The sequence below is a fragment of the Vibrio sp. MEBiC08052 genome (genome assembly GCF_001506075.1).
Lineage (GTDB): Bacteria > Pseudomonadota > Gammaproteobacteria > Enterobacterales > Vibrionaceae > Vibrio.
Genome location: NZ_KQ947475.1, coordinates 3721860 through 3741744 on the forward strand (window position 1 = coordinate 3721860; position 19885 = coordinate 3741744).

Annotated in this window: 16 protein-coding genes and 1 pseudogene; 8 read left to right on the forward strand and 9 right to left on the reverse strand. The window is 46.2% G+C overall.

Features of this window, described 5'->3' with window-relative positions; all coding sequences use genetic code 11:
• Positions 1 to 591: 591 nt before the first annotated feature.
• The 3 genes from VRK_RS16030 to VRK_RS16040 are packed head-to-tail and all read right to left on the reverse strand — an operon-like array spanning position 592 to position 4539.
• Positions 592 to 2121 carry a hypothetical protein gene (locus tag VRK_RS16030; protein WP_059122297.1) on the reverse strand — a complete coding sequence of 510 codons (1530 nt, stop codon included), beginning with the start codon at positions 2119 to 2121 and terminating at the stop codon, positions 592 to 594.
• Positions 2108 to 3106, reverse strand: coding sequence for a caspase family protein (locus VRK_RS16035; RefSeq protein ID WP_059122298.1), 999 nt, complete (start codon positions 3104 to 3106; stop codon positions 2108 to 2110). Before VRK_RS16035 ends, VRK_RS16030 begins: the two co-directional genes overlap by 14 nt.
• A 5-nt stretch (positions 3107 to 3111) precedes the next feature.
• Positions 3112 to 4539 carry an alpha/beta hydrolase gene (locus VRK_RS16040; protein ID WP_059122299.1) on the reverse strand — a complete coding sequence of 476 codons (1428 nt, stop codon included), beginning with the start codon at positions 4537 to 4539 and terminating at the stop codon, positions 3112 to 3114.
• Positions 4540 to 4719: 180 nt separating this feature from the next.
• On the opposite strand from VRK_RS16040, the pseudogene VRK_RS21710 reads away from it, so the two are divergent.
• The 3 genes and pseudogenes from VRK_RS21710 to VRK_RS16045 form a co-directional block, all read left to right on the forward strand.
• Positions 4720 to 4813 (forward strand): annotated as a pseudogene (locus VRK_RS21710) (MazG nucleotide pyrophosphohydrolase domain-containing protein); the annotation flags it as partial.
• A complete protein-coding gene (locus VRK_RS21715) occupies positions 4807 to 5052 on the forward strand; it encodes a hypothetical protein (RefSeq protein ID WP_231735793.1) in 246 nt (81 codons plus the stop codon). The pseudogene VRK_RS21710 and the gene VRK_RS21715, both read left to right, overlap by 7 nt.
• Positions 5053 to 5263: 211 nt before the next feature.
• Positions 5264 to 6247: an alpha/beta hydrolase family protein gene (locus VRK_RS16045; RefSeq protein WP_059122300.1), complete on the forward strand. Its 984-nt coding sequence runs from the start codon at positions 5264 to 5266 to the stop codon at positions 6245 to 6247.
• A gap of 88 nt (positions 6248 to 6335) precedes the next feature.
• Here VRK_RS16045 and pyrC read toward each other — a convergent pair whose 3' ends face one another.
• Positions 6336 to 7376 (reverse strand): dihydroorotase, encoded by a 1041-nt coding sequence (pyrC, locus tag VRK_RS16050; RefSeq protein ID WP_059122301.1) that lies wholly within the window; start codon positions 7374 to 7376, stop codon positions 6336 to 6338.
• 220 nt (positions 7377 to 7596) lie between these two features.
• Here pyrC and VRK_RS16055 point away from each other — a divergent pair, with 220 nt between their 5' ends.
• Positions 7597 to 9414, forward strand: coding sequence for a hybrid-cluster NAD(P)-dependent oxidoreductase (locus VRK_RS16055; RefSeq protein ID WP_059122302.1), 1818 nt, complete (start codon positions 7597 to 7599; stop codon positions 9412 to 9414).
• Between the two features lie 60 nt (positions 9415 to 9474).
• On the opposite strand, the gene VRK_RS16060 is transcribed toward VRK_RS16055, so the two are convergent.
• On the reverse strand, positions 9475 to 10104 hold the full coding sequence (locus tag VRK_RS16060) for a hypothetical protein (RefSeq protein WP_059122303.1): 630 nt from the start codon (positions 10102 to 10104) through the stop codon (positions 9475 to 9477).
• Between the two features lie 316 nt (positions 10105 to 10420).
• Here VRK_RS16060 and VRK_RS16065 point away from each other — a divergent pair, with 316 nt between their 5' ends.
• Positions 10421 to 11536: a 1-acyl-sn-glycerol-3-phosphate acyltransferase gene (locus VRK_RS16065; protein ID WP_059122304.1), complete on the forward strand. Its 1116-nt coding sequence runs from the start codon at positions 10421 to 10423 to the stop codon at positions 11534 to 11536.
• Positions 11537 to 11616: 80 nt separating this feature from the next.
• On the opposite strand, the gene VRK_RS16070 is transcribed toward VRK_RS16065, so the two are convergent.
• Entirely contained in the window at positions 11617 to 12192 is a 576-nt protein-coding gene (locus VRK_RS16070; RefSeq protein ID WP_059122305.1) for a leucine-rich repeat domain-containing protein, read from the reverse strand.
• 302 nt (positions 12193 to 12494) lie between these two features.
• Positions 12495 to 12800 (reverse strand): YfcZ/YiiS family protein, encoded by a 306-nt coding sequence (locus tag VRK_RS16075; RefSeq protein WP_059122306.1) that lies wholly within the window; start codon positions 12798 to 12800, stop codon positions 12495 to 12497.
• A 760-nt stretch (positions 12801 to 13560) separates the two neighbouring features.
• On the opposite strand from VRK_RS16075, the gene VRK_RS16080 reads away from it, so the two are divergent.
• Entirely contained in the window at positions 13561 to 14049 is a 489-nt protein-coding gene (locus VRK_RS16080; protein WP_059122307.1) for a TetR/AcrR family transcriptional regulator, read from the forward strand.
• A gap of 130 nt (positions 14050 to 14179) precedes the next feature.
• Here VRK_RS16080 and VRK_RS16085 read toward each other — a convergent pair whose 3' ends face one another.
• Positions 14180 to 16213 (reverse strand): methyl-accepting chemotaxis protein, encoded by a 2034-nt coding sequence (locus VRK_RS16085; protein ID WP_059122308.1) that lies wholly within the window; start codon positions 16211 to 16213, stop codon positions 14180 to 14182.
• A gap of 342 nt (positions 16214 to 16555) precedes the next feature.
• The gene (locus tag VRK_RS16090; RefSeq protein WP_197413129.1) at positions 16556 to 17470 is read right to left on the reverse strand and encodes a homocysteine S-methyltransferase family protein; all 915 of its coding nucleotides are present in this window, start codon (positions 17468 to 17470) and stop codon (positions 16556 to 16558) included.
• Between the two features lie 237 nt (positions 17471 to 17707).
• Here VRK_RS16090 and VRK_RS16095 point away from each other — a divergent pair, with 237 nt between their 5' ends.
• Together VRK_RS16095 and VRK_RS16100 are read left to right on the forward strand one after the other, a co-directional pair.
• Entirely contained in the window at positions 17708 to 18235 is a 528-nt protein-coding gene (locus VRK_RS16095) for a PAS domain-containing protein (protein WP_059122309.1), read from the forward strand.
• 9 nt (positions 18236 to 18244) lie between these two features.
• Positions 18245 to 19729 carry a methyl-accepting chemotaxis protein gene (locus VRK_RS16100; RefSeq protein WP_059122310.1) on the forward strand — a complete coding sequence of 495 codons (1485 nt, stop codon included), beginning with the start codon at positions 18245 to 18247 and terminating at the stop codon, positions 19727 to 19729.
• The last annotated feature ends 156 nt before the right edge of the window (positions 19730 to 19885 follow it).

The window sequence follows — 19885 nt, forward strand, 5'->3', positions numbered from 1 at the left end:
GAAAGGTTATTTTTGGAATGGGAGTAACAGGGAAGCTCGCTTGAGATGATTAAATCGTGGTTTGGTGTGACCAATAGTAAATCTGCTGGTTTGGTGCGCAATCCCGTTCTTCGATTTCATTAGCATCTCCGACTGCGCCCCAGGTACTTTTTCAAGGCCGAAAAAGTACCCCAAAAGGCCTAGGTTTAAGTTCAGCGCACGTAATCAGGGTCGCTTTTATTCGCTCCTGCCCACGAAAAGCTTAAAATTCGTTCCTGAATTTTACCCTGAGAACATCGATCAATTTGGCTTTTTAAAAAGATTTCACTCTATTCAAATTAACCACCCAACCAAGAAAACCATTCAAGGAAGAATGATTAAGCTTTTCCGGGCAGGACGCCCGTAAAAGCCGGTTCTGGACAACGAACGAACAAGCTAATAAAAAAGAGCTTCTGGTTAATCTTGCATCTTGGCAAGAGTAACTGGCGCACTGGGCACGAATGCCACTGAAACCGCAGAAAGGAATTGTGCGTCATATTTCGGGGCCGGAGGTTGGAATCCAACAACAATGGCTGCTCTCAAGCCCCGAAACATCGACCATGACGAGCAGCGCTACTTCTCCGTCGATATCTTGTTCGTAATCCACTGGTATGTTTCATCTGCACTTAACTGTGTCTCTAAGTTTTTCAGCGTTGCCCGATGGTTGTCATCAAAGGCTGGCAACTGATGATTCATGAAATCAAGCGCTGATTCTCCCGCTGCGGGTTGTTGGCCTGCGCCTTTTAAGATGCTCAGCGCAGCGTTCTGGAGTAAATTTTGCGTGATCCCCATGGTTTTAGATAGCTCAGCCGTGGCAAGGGGCGTGGTGTTTGGCACTGAAGCGAAGGTTGCGATTGATGAGACAATGTTTTGTTTGACCCACTCCAAGGCTTCTTCTGGCTTGTCTGTTTGAGACAAATCCCATGTAACAAAGGGAGAATCCGTACAAATGCCAACACCAATTTTTTCGAACAAGCTGTTTTCTTCTACGACAGAAGGGTTTTGACTATCTGCATCGACAATGCCAAGGTAGCTGGCTCGTAATGTCGGGGGAAAATCGAATGTCATCTCGCCGATATCTTCAGTGAGTTTCAGTTTAAACATCACTTTCAGTGCTTTCACATCGGGAGAGTCGCCTAGAAGCCGTTCCAAATTTTCTATGACGACACGCAATAAATCTTGGTTGAGTGTCTTTCTCCTCAATAAGGTATGGGCAGCAAACAGCCCAACGATAGGATTAGCAAATTTACCACTGAGCGCGATGCGCATCGATTGACCTGACAACCCTTGCGTCCCGGCGATCAACGAAGTTGTCATGATTTCCGTTGAGGCGAGGGTCTGGTCTTGAGGATCGAAACCTAAAGACCTGTCAGCCATCAGCAGCCGGAGACTGTCATAAGCGATCTGCCCCTTTGTGTATAAACTGAATATCTGTGTTTGAAAACGGTCGGTTAACCATATCGGTATCGCCCGCTGTTGTGCCGGTTGTTCTCCAATCTGTTGTTCAATCAACTCTACAATATAGCCGCCTTGACGTAGTGCCAGAGAAAAGCCGAGCCAGCCCTGACTCTCATTTTGAATCGTGGCATGTATCCTTGAATCAAATACTACGTTGTTATCTTCCCCTGAAATTCGAAAGTAGGCGCGGATAGGCTGTGCCTGCGCCTGATTGATCGTTCGAATCATGAATACGAGATTGGGTTGGTTTGTATGATCAGTCGATGTTTCTTTACTTGACGTTTCTTGACTTAATGCCGCTGCCGCTTGCTCATAGTAATGATGCGATGTGATTGTATTTGATAGCGGAACAGCACTATAGACCTCTGGTTGAGGCGCTAGCGTTGAAATATCTTTATTTAACCTGACGGCCATCGATTGGGTTTGCCCGCCTAACTTACCTTCCACCTGATAAATGCCTTTTGGGAGTGTCAGTGTCACGGAATTGCTATAGGAGTCGATGACCTGTATCGATCTGTTTTGGGTCCGTTCCAATTTCGGGTCATCCGCCATCATGGCGACGACCTCACCAAAACCGTCGTAAAGTGTTATTTGTAACTCCGGATGGTTCAGGGTAATGGTTAAATTGTGGTTAGAATTTGACATGTTCGTCTCCTTCTCTTATCGCAATGTTGGAACCATCGACACCGTCACATAACAGATGTATGCCAGCCCCCAGAGGTAAGCTCACCGGTTGCTCTGTCGCGACAATTGTTTTCAAAACACTATCTTCAGGCCCAATGACATCGATGTTTCTGCCAACTTTGGCTGTGCTAAACGCAATGACGACTTTTCTTGAGGGCAGCGCGTCACCAAAAATAGGTTCATTTTCACTGATAAAACTGATATCCACTTCTGGTATCTGAGTCTTCCCGTCGTTTTCTGCCAAAGCTCTGGTTCGATTCTCAACATATTGCTTCAGACGTTTTGCCGGTACACCGCCTTGAGTTTGGGCGGCATTGCCATTGAGTGCTTCCAGAAGGGCTTGGGTGAAGTATCCCCTGACGTCTGAGCTATCGATATCATTTTCCGCTTCATAAGCGGCATTTTGGTACTCTGTGGAATAAGCGATCATGCGTCTTTCATGACCAGAGAGTTGATCGGGTTTGGGACGGCCTAAAGAGGATGCTGCGCCTTTGCTATTACTGAGTCTGACCCGGCAACAGTCAAAAAAGCAGACAATCTCTTCAAAGCGCCCGGTGCCAGCCAAAAGTTCATAGTAAGCCTCCGAATCCAGCGCGGCATTGCGTCTGATATGCGACCAAACAGATAAACACAAGTCTGCGCCCATACTGCTGCTAGCCAGACCGTGTCCGCTGAAATATAAGTAAAAGCGGCGCACTTGATTACTCCCAATACGGTCAAATAACTCGACAAGTGCAACATCAATATCTTCTTGAATCGGCTTATTGGCGTCGGCAGAAGACACAATGAGTCGTCTGTTTTCTTGAGGAAGACCGCCACCATTGTTGGTATCGGTCAGCCAGTTATCGAACTTTTTCGCATCGTTGATAGCGCCACTTAAATTCTTGAATCCAGGATAGTGGTTAATACCAACGACTAAACCATAGTCATCTGGGTACGTTGCCATTGAATCTAGTCCTCTTGCAGTAGTTTATTGATACTACTGATGGTTGCTTCGTCATCGTCAAAGTCTCCGTGTGTTTCTGATGTCGTGATAAGTGGTGCCACTGCCCCCGGGTTTAACTCGCTACTATTGGAAAGAATTAAGCGGTTATCCTCACTCATGAAAGCTCTGACTTTGGCGAAAGCATTTTCTTTGTATTGTTCTGGCTGGCTGATATATCGCGCCATGCCAATGATGGGCATATCATCTTTTCCTTCAAGGACACCGGAGATGAAGTAGAGTAGCGAGCGGGTATAAACGTAGGGAACCAGTATGTCATTACATTCATATTGGTCACTCATGGTGTACATTTTGAAGGATTGGTAGAAGTTCGGTTGGGGGAGAATGTGTTGTATAAATAAATCGTATCTGGCTGCCGGAGCCAGAAAAATTAAGTTGCGGATATCGAGTGATTGTTGGCGTTGTTTCATCGCTTTGAACAGGTGGCAGATGGCTATGGCCCCGGCACTATGGCCAACGATGTCAATTTTAATATGATGCTGTTGTTGTAAGGTGATGAGTTTTTCGAGGAGATATGTGCCTGCATGTTGTTCGACGCCGGTGAGATTGGTATTCTCTTGCCACATTTCTTGGGCTGATAATTTCATGCCTCCCCAGACCCATTCACCGACATCGGCTAGGTAATATTGTTGCAGGATTTCTTCAACGATGGTGGGGTATAAACCGTGATGTGTCCCATTTGTGAAACGTCTGATAACTTGCACAGTCAGCTTGGCTAAGTCTTTAATCAGTTTAACGGAGATCCCTCTCGCTTGCCCTCTTGAGGTTTGCGGTCCGGTTATTTTCTGTGCATTGTAACCGGTGAGCATCCCGCTGATTTGAGGGTCAGTCATATCGATTTCTGTTTCAAGCTCTGCTTCGACTTCATCGATAAGATTATCTAGCTCCATTTCTGTCAGGGAAAAATCAGCGCCTCTCGAGCCTTGAGGAAGTGTCTGCGTTAAATTCTCAAAGGGTCTTTCTTTACTGAGCTCATCGAGTATTTCAGCATCTGTAAGCTCTTTGGACCCCCTTGCTCCTATTTGAAAGTCTTCAGGAAGGTATTTACTTGCTTTTTTGACGACCCAGAACACGAGCTTTTTAAAGAGCTTCGTTTTGTAGACATCGGTTATACGATCTTGGACTGTTTCTAACAGACCTGTTTCCCAGACAATGGTTAATGGGTGCGCACCTTTATAGCTATTGGAAAGCTTTTCGGCGATTTGCATGCCGACGGCTTCTTTATTTAATCCACCATGAAAATGAATCACTAGCTTATCTTGGGTTTTTAAGTGCTCAATGAGAGCATCTACATCTTCTGGGGTTGAATAGTGCTTGCCAGTTTTACGAAATGTGCCGGCATCTCCGACGTTCAAGTAATTCAGTTTAGAAAACATGTGATTATCCTCTGTATTAAACAAAGGCATAACGACGTTTTACGGATAAAACATATGCGATGTTGTGTTATGAAACTTGCATATTCGTTAAATTTAGTTTAGTCCATTCTCAGTTGAGCATCCGTTTTTCTGTGTCGTTTTGAATGGGTGAATTCCCAGAGCTCTATACACTTTTGGTTGAAAATTAAAAAAGAAGCCGATGAAGTTGATTGAGGAACTCTCTAAAGAGCGCTTGGACTATCTTGAAGATGAATTAGGTGATGTTCTGTGGGATATTTAAATGCGGTTTTGTCTCTGCAATTGAAAATGGCATGTCATGGGATGACATCAAACAAAAGCAGAAATTGGCCTAAAAACGAGCAGTCATCGGCATGTACAACAAACGAGTATGGTGTATCTCTGACTCAATCCGCGCCAAATAACCCAGTTGCAGACGGCAGGTTAAGCGGAGTTTTCAAAGGCATTGTCGGGACTGGCTCCGGCATTATGGTTCATGGTGCAAAAACGGTTTAATTTTTCGAAAGTGAGCATGATTGTAAATATTGTGGGCGGTCTTTATCTGCTGTATTTATCGGGTGCATCCGCTCTGGATTTCAGCCATGAACTAAGTGTTTCGGTGTGATGGTCAACGCATGCCATTTTCGTTTCACTCAAGTTTGGTACTTGCTCGTCGCATCTTAACGCTGTTCTATTTTTGGATTTACGTCAGTTGATAAAGGAAATTATGAAAAAAATCATATTATGTTTTTTGTGTTGTTTCAGTCCGGCAAGTTTTGCCGCGATAGGGATCGCTGAAGAGAGTTACCACGATCTTGCAAGGCAGAGGACCATTGCGGTTAAGTTCTTCTATCCGACAGCAATGACGGCACCGGAGAACGTTTTTGCTGAAAATGCGGCTTTCTATGGATTTAAGGCTGCAAAGGACGCAGCCCCAAAGGGTAAGCGTTTACCGCTATACATCCTTGTTCACGGCACGTCAGGGAATTGGAAGAATCTATCATGGCTGGGAAGCCATCTGGCGGAGCAAGGTGCTTTCGTTGTGTCAGCAAATCATCCCGGTTATACCACAGGACAAGCGACCCCTGAGCGCGTGCTGAGAATGTGGGAGCAACCGCGAGATATCTCTTTTCTGATCGAGCAGATACTCTCAGGTGATTACGCTAAATACATAGACAAAGATAATATATCGGTTATCGGCTACTCTCTTGGCGGCTATACAGCACTGGCATTAGCCGGGGCAAGATTCGATATTTCGGGGTATCAGGCATACTGTCATCAACACCATGATGACTCATGCAACTACTACAAAAACACGTTTGATGGTCTTTCTCAACAAGAACACCGCCTAATCTCCGGAGATTACCGAGATAAACGAATCACACACGCAATTGCCGTCGCGCCCGGCTATGTGCCTGCGATATTGCCGCAATCATTAGAGACCTTGTCAGCTCAAACCGTGATCGTCGGTGGTGAACTCGATGAGACGATTCCGCCAAAGTTACAAATTCTCCCTTATATAACGACTCACCAGAACCGACTGACTTACAAAGAAATCAAAGGCGCATCGCACTTTAGTTTTATGCAAAATTGCAAACCTCAAGCCCTTAAAATCTTGGCTGAGGAGGGGGCTGCTTTTGTTTGCCAAGAAGCAGGTAGCGTTGATCGAACATCAATTCATCAAGCGTTACTTGAAGTCATCAATCAATAGAAAACAACATGATAGCGTTCTGATTTAGGTGAGATTTACACTGAGAATGGCCCCCGGCAAAAGAGCGGGCGAGGCCCGCTCAACAGACTCAAACTGAGGTGTCGGATTTTACCTGCCATGCGATCGTTTCACCTGCCCGGATTGGCACCACGGTTTCGCTGCCGAATGGCATCACTTCAGGGACTTGCCAAGGGGTTTTGACCAGCGTGATGGTGTCGGTATTCCGTGGTAAGCCGTAGAAATCCGGCCCATGGTGGCTGGCAAACCCTTCGAGATAGTCCAGTTTACCGGCTTGTTCAAAGACTTCTGCATACAGTTCAATCGCGGCGTGAGCCGTATAAGAGCCCGCACAGCCACACGCATTTTCTTTATTTGCTTTGGTGTGGGGGGCGGAATCGGTGCCGAGGAAGAACTTCGGATTGCCGGATGTGGCCGCTTGAATCAACGCTTGTTGATGCGTATTGCGTTTGAGAATCGGCAAACAGTAATAGTGAGGCTTGATACCACCGACCAACATATGATTGCGGTTATACAACAGATGATGCGCGGTGATTGTCGCAGCCACATTGGGGCCGGTCTGCTCGACAAATCTGACCGCATCCGCGGTGGTAATGTGTTCAACGACGATCTTCAATTCAGGGAAATCGCGCACAATCGGTGCCAGTACATCGCTCAGAAACGTCGCTTCCCGATCAAAAATATCAACCTCATGGCGGGTGACTTCACCGTGGATCAACAGCAACATACCCACGTCTTGCATGGTTTTGAGTACGGGATAAATGGTGTTGACGGCGGTGACGCCCGAATCGGAATTGGTGGTCGCACCGGCCGGATACAGTTTAGCGGCAACGACGCCGGATGATTTGGCCTGCTGAATGATTTCAGGCGTGGTGTTATCGGTTAAATACAGTGACATCAGGGGGGTGAATCCGGGGCGGGGCTGAGCGTCCATAATCCGTTGCCGGTAAGCCTGAGCCATTGCGGGTGTGGTGGTCGGTGGAACCGTGTTGGGCATAATCAGGGCGCGGCCGTTATAGCGACTGATATCTCTGACTGTGTCTGGCAAAACGTCTCCGTCCCGGAGGTGTACGTGCCAGTCATCGGGGCGGGTCAGCGTGAGTATTGTCATGAAAGATTTCCACCTTTATCTCTGATACTGAAATGTCAGCTCACCAGCGTTGATTCGGGGTGGTGAACTGAGTGAATGCGTGTGAATCATAGAAGAAAAAGTAATCCTTTTCATCTATTAAATCCGGGGGCTTTAATAAAATCCGGCGGTTGCGCTTGGATGCTCGATTTATCATGATATGCTTATCCGCTATTACTTCAAAACCAAGGAAAGCAACAGCATGTCAGCAAAAGTCGATCAAATTCATGTTTATCCGGTGAAATCCGTGGGTGGGATTTCGCTATCACAAAGCTGGGCGGATAAAGAAGGACTGGCCTTTGACCGACGTTTTATGCTGGCGTTAGCGGACGGAAACATGGTGACCGCCAGAAAGTTTCCCCGCTTGGTGACTGTGCGCTCGGCACTGATGCCTGACGGAGTCATATTCCGGGCCGAGGGGCAACCGCCGCTGCGCATTCGCTATGCTGATTTTAAAATGCAGGAAATCTCCACCACGGTCTGGCGTGATACTTTCACTGCTTATACTACCACTGATGAAGCCAATGATTGGTTTAGTCGGGTTATTGACCGCCAGGTTGAACTGGTGTTTACCGGCGAGCATTCGCAGCGCTATCGTGAATCGGTCGGTAATGCGGTTGGATTTGCCGATGGCTATCCCTTATTGATTATCAGTCAAGGCTCGTTGGATGAACTGAATCGTCGCAGTCCTGAACAGCATGTCATGCAGCAGTTCAGACCCAATATTGTCGTGGCCGGGACCGAACCATTTGCCGAAGATAGTTGGAAGCGTATTCGGATCGGGACGGCTGAATTTGAACTGGTCAAACCCTGTGAACGTTGTATTTTAACTACCGTTGAGCCGGAACTCGGTCAGTTGAGGGCGTCACAAGAGCCGTTGAAAACATTAATGCAATTCCGGCGTGGCACATCAGGCGGCGTATTCTTTGGTCAGAATATGGTGGTTCGGACTGCGGGAATGGTGCAGGTCGATGATGTGGTTGAAGTGCTGGAATATAAAGACAAAGAACAGTATCCCAATGAGCAGCCGAAGTGGCAAACCATGACTTGTGTCGAGAAAGAAGAGATCGCCCGGGATTTTGTTACATTCTGGCTGGAGCCGCAGCAGGGGCAAACCCTGACTTATCTACCGGGGCAGCATTTACCGATTGCGTTAACTATTAATGGCGAAACGATCCATCGTCACTATACGATTTCTTCCAGCCCGTCCCGGCCGGGACGGTTGGCAATTTCAGTCAAGCGGATGGACGGCGGGCGGGTATCGAACTGGTTGCTCGATCATTTTCAAATCGGAGATGTCCTTCAGGCGCAAGACCCGAATGGTGAGTTCTATTTACAATCGGATTCATCGCATTCGCCGTTGCTGCTTCTGTCTGCCGGCAGTGGAGTGACACCAATGCTGTCTATGCTGCGTTATCTGGCGGATCATCAACAAATCCGGGATGTGGTGTTCTATCATCAATGCAGTTCGGTGGATGATATTCCGTGCCGTGAAGAGTTAGAGCAACTGAACAATCAGCATTCTGGTTTGAAGGTGATCATTTCTCTCACACAGCCGCCACAGGACTGGTTCGGCTTGAAAGGACGGTTTTCTTTATCGCACTTGCGGCAGGTGCAAGATGTAGAGCGGCGTCAGGTGTTTGTCTGCGGGCCGGACGGGTTCATGAAAAAAGCGAAAAACCTGCTGATGAAAGCTGGCTTACCAGCGAACTATTATCATCAGGAAGCATTCGGCGCTCAGAAAATTGCTGAACGTCCACATTTGAACGTGACCCTGACGATTAACGGTCAGCAAGTGGCGGGGAATAATCAACAGACATTGCTCGAACAAGCAGAAGATCAAGGGATCGCGATCAGCAATAGCTGCCGGGCCGGGTTGTGCGGTGCTTGTCGGGTGAAGGTGACCCAAGGGCGGGTGTCTCAGCCGGATGTCCCTGCACTGGAAGATAAAGATCGTCAGGCCGGTATGGTCTTAGCGTGTTGCTGTGTTCCGGATACTGATCTGGAGATCAGTTATTAAGATGTCATTCTATCGAACAGGCGTATCCGTTGAACGATGCGCCTGATTCGTTGCATGACGCTATGATTTGATGTCGCTGTTTAATCCCAGCAAATTCTCGCGTAACTGATGTAGCTGTGCCAGTTGTCCGTCAAACAGTTGATCCGCGACCTGTGCGGCTGCCACACCAGACAGCATCTTTTTCTGTGCTTCGCGTAATAACAGTATGAGATGGACTTCCGGTGATATGTCTTCAACGGGTTGAGGATACTGAGCTTGCCATTGCTTGAGTAAATGAGTGAATTTGTTTTCATGCAGCTCAGGTTGAAAATGTAACACTTCATCAGTGAGCACCCCGAGCAGATGTGAATAAACTGTCATTTGAGGCGTTGTCTCGGAGAGACGTGCCAATACCGCACGACACAAGGTGCCGGGTGCCACAAATCCAGCCTGTAGTGGGAAATTGTGGCGCAGGCGGGCTGAAAATTCGATGCGTGTCAGGCGAGTCTGCGGAAAAATCGTCAATGCATGCAGACACTGACAAGGAATCCACAGTGCTTGTTTTGCGCGTGCCGCATATTCATGCTTGCCGAGTTTCAATAGCACCATGCCTTGCTCGACGAGCAACAGAACGTGTTTCAGCGATTTTTTCCGGGCGGTGAGCTGTAGATAATCGGTCGTGGCTGAATCCACTTGAATGGCGTAGTGCATGGTTAGTCTCTCTTTTTCAAACGCACATGTTTTCAAACGCGCCTAGGTTAACTTGTCCGTCAGCAAAAGCCAAATAAACTAGGCTATACTCAACGAGTTGCTTTTTCTTGAACGCGCCAGTGATAACAAAAGGTTGTTACAGAAGGTGATCAAGTGAAGACCGGAGATCACAGGAAAGGATGTGATCGGCTTCATCACTAAGTCAGCCAAGGATGTTATACTGGTCATACCAGTAGGTTTGTTTTCTAACAATAGCTGCGAACAAGAGGAAGTGTGCGTAGAATGGGCCAGTTTTTTCGAAGAATATAGTATTATAATGACATCAACTACCGATCCTTATGCAGAGATTCGTCCTTATGAAGACGATGAAATTCCTGCAGCTATCAATCGTCTCATTCAAGACGATGAATTTATTCATGCAATTGTTAAGCACCGATTCAAGCACCATGCCGGTTGGATCCAAACCCTGATCAGTCCTTGGGTCAAAGTGTATCTGAAGTTCAAGTGGCGGAAACTGACTTCCGTTGAGGCAATTCAGCTTGAAGTGAAAAAATACCTTGATCAAACATTAGAGACGACCACTGGTGGCGTGACGTATTCCGGTCTGGACAAGCTGGATAAAAATCAGGCTTATCTGTTTGTTTCGAACCATCGTGATATAGCGATGGATCCCGCACTGGTGAACTATGGCCTGCACATTTCCGGGCATCAGACGGTGAGAATTGCGATTGGCGACAATCTGTTACGTAAGCCGTGTGCTACTGAGCTGATGAAATTAAATAAAAGTTTTATTGTGAAGCGTTCTGCCAAAGGGCCACGTGAAATGATGAAAGCGTTGGCAACGCTATCCGGCTATATCAAAAATTCGTTGGAGACGGGGCATTCTATTTGGATTGCCCAGCGTGAAGGGCGGGCAAAGGATGGTAATGACTTTACGGATCCGGCCATTCTGAAGATGTTTCATGTGGAAGGGCGCAGTAAAAAAGTTGATTTTGCAGCTTATGTTAAATCGTTGAAAATTGTGCCGGTTGCGATTGCCTATGAAAATGATCCCTGTGATCTGGCCAAAGCCAAGGAGCTTTATGAAAAAGCGACGCTGGGCGCTTATGAAAAAAGAGAATTTGAAGATATTGAGAGTATCATTCAGGGGATTGTGGGGGAAAAAGGGCGCATTCATGTGGCATTTGGCGATGTGATTGACCGGGATTTTGCCACTCCGGACGCACTGGCAGAGGAGATTGACCGACAGATTCATCAACATTATCAGTTGTTTCCCATCAACCTATTGGCTGCGGGATGCGAAAGCGATGAAGTGACCCAAGCGACACGGGATGTGCTGAACCAAAAGCTGGCATGTCTGCCGAAAGGGGCGCATGAATATCTGCTCGCCAGTTATGCCAACCCGGTGAAAAACAAGCCACAAGCTGAGTGATAGATTAAATTTAGATCATCAACTCAAAGTTCAGGCCGAGTGAACGAGCAACCATAGATTGATGATTTACCGTAGCAAGGTTATCTTGCTACGGATCCGCCCAGCGTGAGATTTTTCGGCCATTTTTGGATACGGTTCCCGCCCAGATAGATGTTGCCTTTCACGGTCATCGTTTCCGGAAATGCGCGGATGCCCGAACCACCGATATATAAATTCCCTTCGACAATCAGGCCGTCAGGCAGCTCGGTCAATGGTGTGCGGATGACACTCAAATCACCTTTGACTCTGAGTCTGGCTGGCAATTTTTCTAAAGGCGTATCGGTAAAATTTAAATAACCACCGACTCGGACACCACGTTGCCAGCGTTTGATTTTGGAGCCGATGAGATTGGCATAACCTTTAATTTTGGTTCCGGAATACACGGTTTCTAACTGACAATTGGTAGCAACCAGTCCGCCCTGAATATCGATGTCTCTGGGCAGTGCACGGATCGGTGTCCGGGAAATATTCAAATCTCGTTTAATCACCATACCTGATGGTAATTCAGTGAATGGTTTGCCACTGAGATCTAAATTGCCGTAATTATCCAGATAATTGAGGATCTGGTAATGATTCAGCCCTTGAGCCGTGGCGAGCTGGGGCAGGCAGAGACTCATTAATCCGATCAATAAAGTCAGGAGTGAACGCACTCCATACCTAAATATAGAAAAGCTGAACATAAAAATGCAAAACCTAAAAACGGTGATAGAAGCAGTATGGCGGATCGATGAATGGCTTGCAATGCTGAAAGAGGCCTTAAAAATTACGAGAAAAGTTGCTTGCCGAGAGACACATTGGGTGAGGAAAATTTAAAAAATTGACCACAGACACAAGGTATTGATGTCTGTGGTGAAAACGCACAGAACCTGATTGATGGTTCTGTGTTTGATATTCATCGGTGTGAGATGATATTGATGACTTATCCGCGGGCAAGAGAGCGGGATTTGAGTTCAAAAATCAGTTTTTCGGCACTGACTTCAAACTGAAAACGGGCATGGAGCTCTTGTGCATCTTCAGTGATTGGTGTGGTTTCATATTTCACATCCGCGCAGACCTGTTTCGCGAGGGCAATGTATTTGTCTAGTTCAGCCTGAAGTGCTGCTGCGCCATTTGCCAGTACGGTAACTTCAGCCACATCGTCACCTTCTTTAATGATGTAGCCGATTTCACCGAATGTTCCGCAGGCTTCGCAGATTTCATTTTCTATATTGTCATTTGTATTCATAAAATTACCCCATTGGTCAGGAACTGAGACTCGAGTGTTCTGCTTGTGTGATTGACACACCATTGCCCGAGTATATACCTGAATCACTGCAAACAAGTTGATTTATCACAATGGATAAGGTCCTGTGCACGACACGATATGATTGGTGAAGCATCGGGCTTTGAATTGCGTTTGCAATAATATTGGTATCGTTGCCTATTTTAGCGCAGACCCGCGCTCAGTCACCAGCAGACGATCATACAGAGGTTCGATGAAATGCAGATTGTTCAGTAACACGTTGATTTTGTGTAACGATGGGGATTTATGGTACTTCAGAAATATTTATATGTGATTAAACTCTCATAATCATCAGGATTCATGCCAAGGGGGTAACAGAATTCAGGCGATATCATTGTTCCACTCAATGAATCTGAGATGATGGACCTTATATTCAGGCGCTGGCATATCTAAGCGCTTGAGTGAACACCATTCTATTCTAATTCGGTGACCTGATCGGAGAGAGTCAGGTGACGATATCAGTGCATAAACTGTAAGTCATATTTTGACTTTGCAGGGTAGGCCAGAATGTAATTTGAGGGCAACTTATGGTGTTCATTCACTTTTGATTGAACGTTGGGAACTCGGACATTGCTGAGATAACAGAGAGAGGCAATTTGACTTCCCGTATTTTTTGAATGGATCATCAGGTGAAGTGCCTCTTACCTTGGCATAACGTGTTTACGGAAAGGTGGGGCTCACCTAATTTTAAGAGAGTCACAGTATGCCTAAACGTAGCAGAGAAGAAACAGAAGTCACGATTCAGACAATTTTAGATGCGGTCGTCTATCAGGTGCTGAACCTTGGTTATGACCGTATGTCATATACGACACTCAGTCAGCAGACAGGAATTTCACGGACGGGGATCAGCCATCACTTTCCTAAAAAAACGGATTTTGCCACGGCATTGAATAGCCAAATTTTCCTACTTTTCACCTCTTATCTGGAGTTGGAAAACGGAATTGCTGCATTCCGTCGGAGCTGGATGCAGGCATTGGAACACAGTCAGTTTGTCGCGATTTTAAGATTTCTTTTCCACCACATCATTTCTGCTGAACGTTCTGTTGATGTTTCTCGTCAAGGGTTAGAACGGATGTACCATCTGATTGAAGAGAAACTGGGTACCGATGCCGATAAAGAGCTGGAATGGCTGTTGGGTAAATCACTTGTGGCGATGAGCAATCATGAAATTCTTGAACCGGAAGCGGTTTAGCCGGAGTCATCCGGTGGATGAATGAAAAGAAGAAAAGGGCTGCCAAGGCAGCCTTTTTAGTTTGCTGGTTTTGAGCCATTTCATCAGGGTAACACAATGCTGTGCATGAGAGATGGTGATTATTTTGGTGTTAATGGAAAAAACCGACCTGATTTTTCAGGTGTTCTGCCAGAGATTGCAATGCTGAGGCACTCTCGGCTGTTTTGGCATTGGTTTGTTGGCCTTGCTGGTTCAACTGACTGATTTCTGAAGCACTCTGGGCGACATCAGCGGAAACTTGCGCCTGTTGCTCGGCCGTTGTTGCAATTGTTTGGGCTTGAGAAGCAATTGAATGAATCTGTTCCGCGATGGTTTCGAGTGATGTTCCGGCATCTTGAGACTTATTCAGCATATTATCCGCATGATGTTGACTATGTTGCATCAACTGAACGGCATTCTTGGTTGAATGTCTGAGCTTGTCGATAATGGTGACCACACTCTGAACCGACGTCTGTGTCCTTTGGGCTAACGTTCTGACTTCATCGGCTACCACAGCAAAACCACGACCCTGATCACCGGCTCGTGCTGCTTCGATTGCCGCATTGAGTGCCAGTAGGTTGGTTTGTTCAGCAATTGCATCGATCATTTCCGTCACGGTTTGAATACTTTCACTATCGGTTCTGAGCTGATCGATTGCCTGAGAAGATTGTGCCAACTGGTCATTCAATTGGGCCACATCGATACAAACATCTTCAACTAAATTCAGACCAGATTGCGTATTCTCGTTAGCTTGCCGGACATTATCAGCAATCGCTTCGACCTGCATTGCCACATCTTTGGCTGAGGTCGCCATTTCTTCAATGGCAGTGACGACTTGTTCAACCTGTTCATGTTGACGTTCAGACTGGGTTAATCCGACATTGGCATCACTGAGAACACTCGCTGACTGACCCTGAACCTGATCACTGGTAGAACGGATATTACCGACTAAGTGATTGAGTTGAGTCATCATGGTTGCCGCACTATTGTATAGCCGAAGGATTTCATTCTTGGTTTCTTTAGCACCCGTTTTGATGCTCAGACTGATTTCCCCTTGTCCTAACCGTTCCATAATATGACTTAAATTGATCAACGGTTTGATGGTATGGCTGAGGAATAACGCAATGATGACGAATGTCGCACCGCCGACCAGCGATGAAATCAGGACGATCAACTTCAGGAGTTCCTGACTGCCCTCGGTGATCTCATCAATATAGGTGCCACCGAGTAGTTTCCATTCCCAGCCGGGGACATCGGTATAGACAAGATAGTGTTCCTGAATATCACCATGAGTGGATTGACGGTAGCGAATTAAACCTTCATCATTTTTGAAAATATCGTGAAAGATGGTATTCCCGTCTGCATCTTTTTCGGCAAGAATTGATTCCGCTTGTGTATTGTCACTGCTGAGCAGATATTTTCCTTGCGAATTTTCACGCGCATCCACAACCATGGTGCTACCGGTTCTACCCCACTTGACATGGTTGAGGTTACGCAAGAGCTTGGTTGTCGCTTCTTCTACGGGAACCCCGATAAATGAAATGGCGATAATTTGCTGCTGATGGTTTTTGACCGGATTGTAGTAAGTGAGATAGTGAGTCCCGAACAGATTCACCTGTGCATAGTAGGGCTCACCACGGCTGAGTTTTTCATACCCCGGATGAGATTGCCCCAACAGCGTTCCGACGGCTCTCGCGCCTTGTTTATTTTTCAATGAGGTAGAAACACGCACCCAGTCCTGACCCGTAGGCAGAAATAAAGTAGCAATGGCATCGGTGTCTCGTGTGAATTGGTCCACAATATCTGTTGTGCCAATGACGCTTTTCCCGTTGAGAGTCACATCCGTAACCGGATATCCGCGAAAATCGACCACCTGATCCTGCCATGTTAATCCTTTCAGATAGCTGTTCTGAAATGTCGATTCTAGCGTTTTGGTTGTATCGAGATAAGTAAAAAATTGCTGCGATATGGCTTGGGGGATCCCCTCGACTTTGGATTGGTGATCGGTGAGAGTTGAGTTCAAGAGAATACTCGCAGCACTGCGGTATACGAGTAATGCAATGGTTGAAAAAGAGATGATTAAGCAAAAGAGCATGATTACTCGTAATTGAGTGTTAATACTCTTGTTTTCGTAGTAACGAATCATAGGCGTCCTATAGTAAAAATGAATGGGCTAACGTCTATAGAGTTTCATTTTTGAGTCAATTAACTTACTAAAGGGTCAATATTGCGTGATTCGATTAAGTAGCACATTGATTTGGATTAACAATTAAGATTGTTTGTATGAAAATAAATATGGTTGACATGATCGCGTCATATCGATGCTTTTTTGTACACGATGGTTCTTGTTTTATGCTGGTTTTTTGAACAAATATCACGTTGTTGAGACGGATTCAGCGCTGAACGCTGAATCCGTTATAAAGGGAATGGATTTTCAATCCGACTTTTTCGTTGTTAGTTATGGCCGGATTTGTCCGTTATTACTTGTTTAAGACTTCAGATGTTGACTGAGTTCAGTAATATGCGCCGCCCCGATGCCACAGCAGCCACCAATCAGTGAGGCACCCTGACGGCACCATTTTTCTGCCCATGCGACATAAGCCGGTGGCGTCATATCCGCTCTGATTTCATCAATCTCTTCATTGGCTGCTGCATCTTTTTTCTGCGGGGCAAATGCATTGGCATAGGCACCAAGCTGAATGTCACTCTTGCCGAGCTCTGCGAGGGTATTACGGGCCACATCGATGGCATCACCAATGGTTTCCGGTTGACAACAGTTGAACAGAATCGCCTGAACATGCTGCTCTGCCATTGCTTGTACAGCTTGTACTACAGTTTCGCCGGAACGGAGAGTTGGCTGCTCGACTGGCTCTGAATCTTCCAGCGTAAATGAGACCCAAACCGGTTTTGACTGGCTGCTAAAGCGGTCAATCGATGCTTTGATCGCAGTTGCTTCAGCGATCAGGCTTTGTGTTTCGATCAGCCAGAAATCAACAAAATCATCGAGCCCTTGAATCAACGGTGCAGCAATTTCATCCACCCGATCCGCTTGATATAAATCCGGACGATAAGAGCCGAATAACGGTGGCAGTGAGCCGGCAACTCGAGCGTGAGTCTGAGTGTCTTCAACAGCCTGACGAGCCATTTGTCCCGCTTTTTGTGCCAGCGTCAGCGCTTCATGTTTAAAACGGGTGTCACCGATATGGAAAGGAACTAAGGCGTAGCTGTTGGTGGTAATCACCTCTGAGCCACTGCGAATAAAGACTTCATGTGCCTGTCGGACAATTTCCGGTGTTTCAATCAAAGCAAGGGCAGACCATTCGGGTTGGCGAAAGGGCGCTCCGAGACGTTCCAGTTCTCGGCTCATTCCGCCGTCGAGGATGGTGACTTGATGTTCTGACATGAGATACCTCTGTATTGATTGATGTCCAAGAAAAATTTAAATGCACGTCTAGCAGTGTAGATGTCCGCGAGCAGTTTATCGTAATCGAATAGGGATGCAATAGATTCTGTGATTTTCCGACTGCGGAGTAAAGAGAATGAATTATAGAAAGTTGATATGTATCAAGGTATAAACTTTGCCATATTTTAGCCATAGCATATAGTTTCTTAAGGGATCGTTCATTATCTAAGGAGAGGTATGGCTACAGCAGAACAGCAAGTGTCATTTGACCAGAGTGAACTGATTATTACCAAAACAGATTTGCAAGGGAAAATCACCTATGCAAACCGGACATTTATGCGTGTGGCAAACTATGCAGAAGCTGATCTGCTTGGTCAGGATCATAATCTGATCCGTCATCCTTCCATGCCGCGAGGTGTCTTCTATGGTCTATGGCACGCCTTAAAATCGGGAGAAGAGTTTTTTGGTTTTGTGAAAAACTATACCTCAGATAAGAATTACTATTGGGTTTTTGCCAATATAACGCCCGATCGAATTGGCGGTGATGTCATTGGATTTTACTCAGTGCGTCGGGTTGCCCCCAAAGGTGCGGTACAAACGATCGAGAGAATTTATCAGAAAATGCGCGAATTGGAGCTGACAACCGAAAGAAAACAAGCTCCGGAAGTCTCGTGGAAGTGGATGGTTGATTTAGTCCGTCAGCAACATCAGATGGCATATGAAGAATACATTATCGACCTTTACCAGAAACATCGTTCAGATTAAAAGGAGTGAATGATGCGTAGTACGAGTCAGGTCAGTAGCAATATTTTATTTCAGCGCCAGAAGTTTTTGATTATCTGTTCAGTGTTCACCATCGTCATTATTGGGTTATCGATTGCCAATATTTATGATCACGGCTTCAACTATTTCAATGTCCTCTTACCATTATTTACCATTGCTTTTTCGGCTTATGCCTATTGGGATCAACTGCAACCATTAATGGTGCTGAAACGGATCTGTGATGCTTTGAATGAGGCCAGAAGAGGCAATGTTCATGTTCGTATCACCGATACCAAAGGGCTGGGAGAAGTCGGCCATGTGGCATGGGCATTGAATGATTTTCTGGATATTGTTGAGACAAATTTTAAAGAATTGTCAAACATTTTTCAGCGCACAAGTAAAGGCGTGTTCTACCGTCGTGGATTGGTGGACGGACTGCCCGGTGAGTTTTTCGAAACGATGCAGAGTATTAATGAGGCAATCGAATCCATGCATCAAGCATATATTTTCTCCCGGAAAAATCGCTTGAAAAGTGAATTGCATCATCTCAATACAACCAACTTGATCGTCAACTTAAAGAATAATCAGGAAGAGTTGGTGACGTTGTCGAATCAGATGGATGATGTGCTGACCATTGCGACAGAAAGCCGGGATGGCGCGGCACAAAGTCGTGAAGTCGTGGGAGAAATCCGCCATGCGCTTGATGATGTGAATGTCCGGATGGTGAGCATGGAACAAACCGCACAGACGTTGGGCAAGGAGAGTATCCGGATTGCCGATACGATCAAGGTGATTACCGGTATTGCCGAACAGACCAATTTGCTGGCTTTGAATGCTGCCATTGAAGCGGCTCGTGCGGGGGACGTCGGACGCGGCTTTGCCGTGGTTGCCGATGAGGTGAGATCGCTGGCTGATCGCACCAGAAGCTCAACCGCGGATATTAGTGAGATTATTAATTCACTGATCGGCCCGATTGAAGAAATGGTATCTCAGACACTGGCCGTCGGACAACAGATGAAAAGTGTCGGGGATGAAGTGATCAATTTTCATAGCAACTTTGACAAAGTTGCCAATGCATCACAGCAAACCATCTCGTTAATGAATCAGGCCAAAGACTGCTCTTTTGCATCGTTGATTAAATTGGATCATGTCATTTATAAACAAAATGGTTATATTGCTCTGGAGTCAAACGGAGAAGGTGCCGAAGCGAGAGCCGTTCAGGTTGATCATTTCAATTGCCGGATGGGTAAATGGTATTACGAAGGTGAAGGTTATGAGGCCTTCAGTCAGACAACTGCCTACCGCCGTTTAGAAGAGCATCATCAAGCTGTGCATCAAAATATGCAAGAAGCGCTGAAATTGGTGCGTGAAGATTGGCTGGCGAATGATGACGTATTGAACCGTTTGGTTACCGTGGTTGATAAAGCCGAACATGCCAGTAATCGGGTGATCGACTATGTTTCTGAAATGGTCAGGGAAAAGCATCATCACCAATAAGGAGTGCAGAGCAAGGGAACCGTGTCGGTGTTGCACAGCGATATATGACACCATTGATATCGTTGTTGTCTGATAAACAAAAAAGACCCGATTGGGCCTTTTTTGTGGCATGTCCCTGTATGTTTATCCCACTCTGGCTATTGCGTGTAAGCAGAA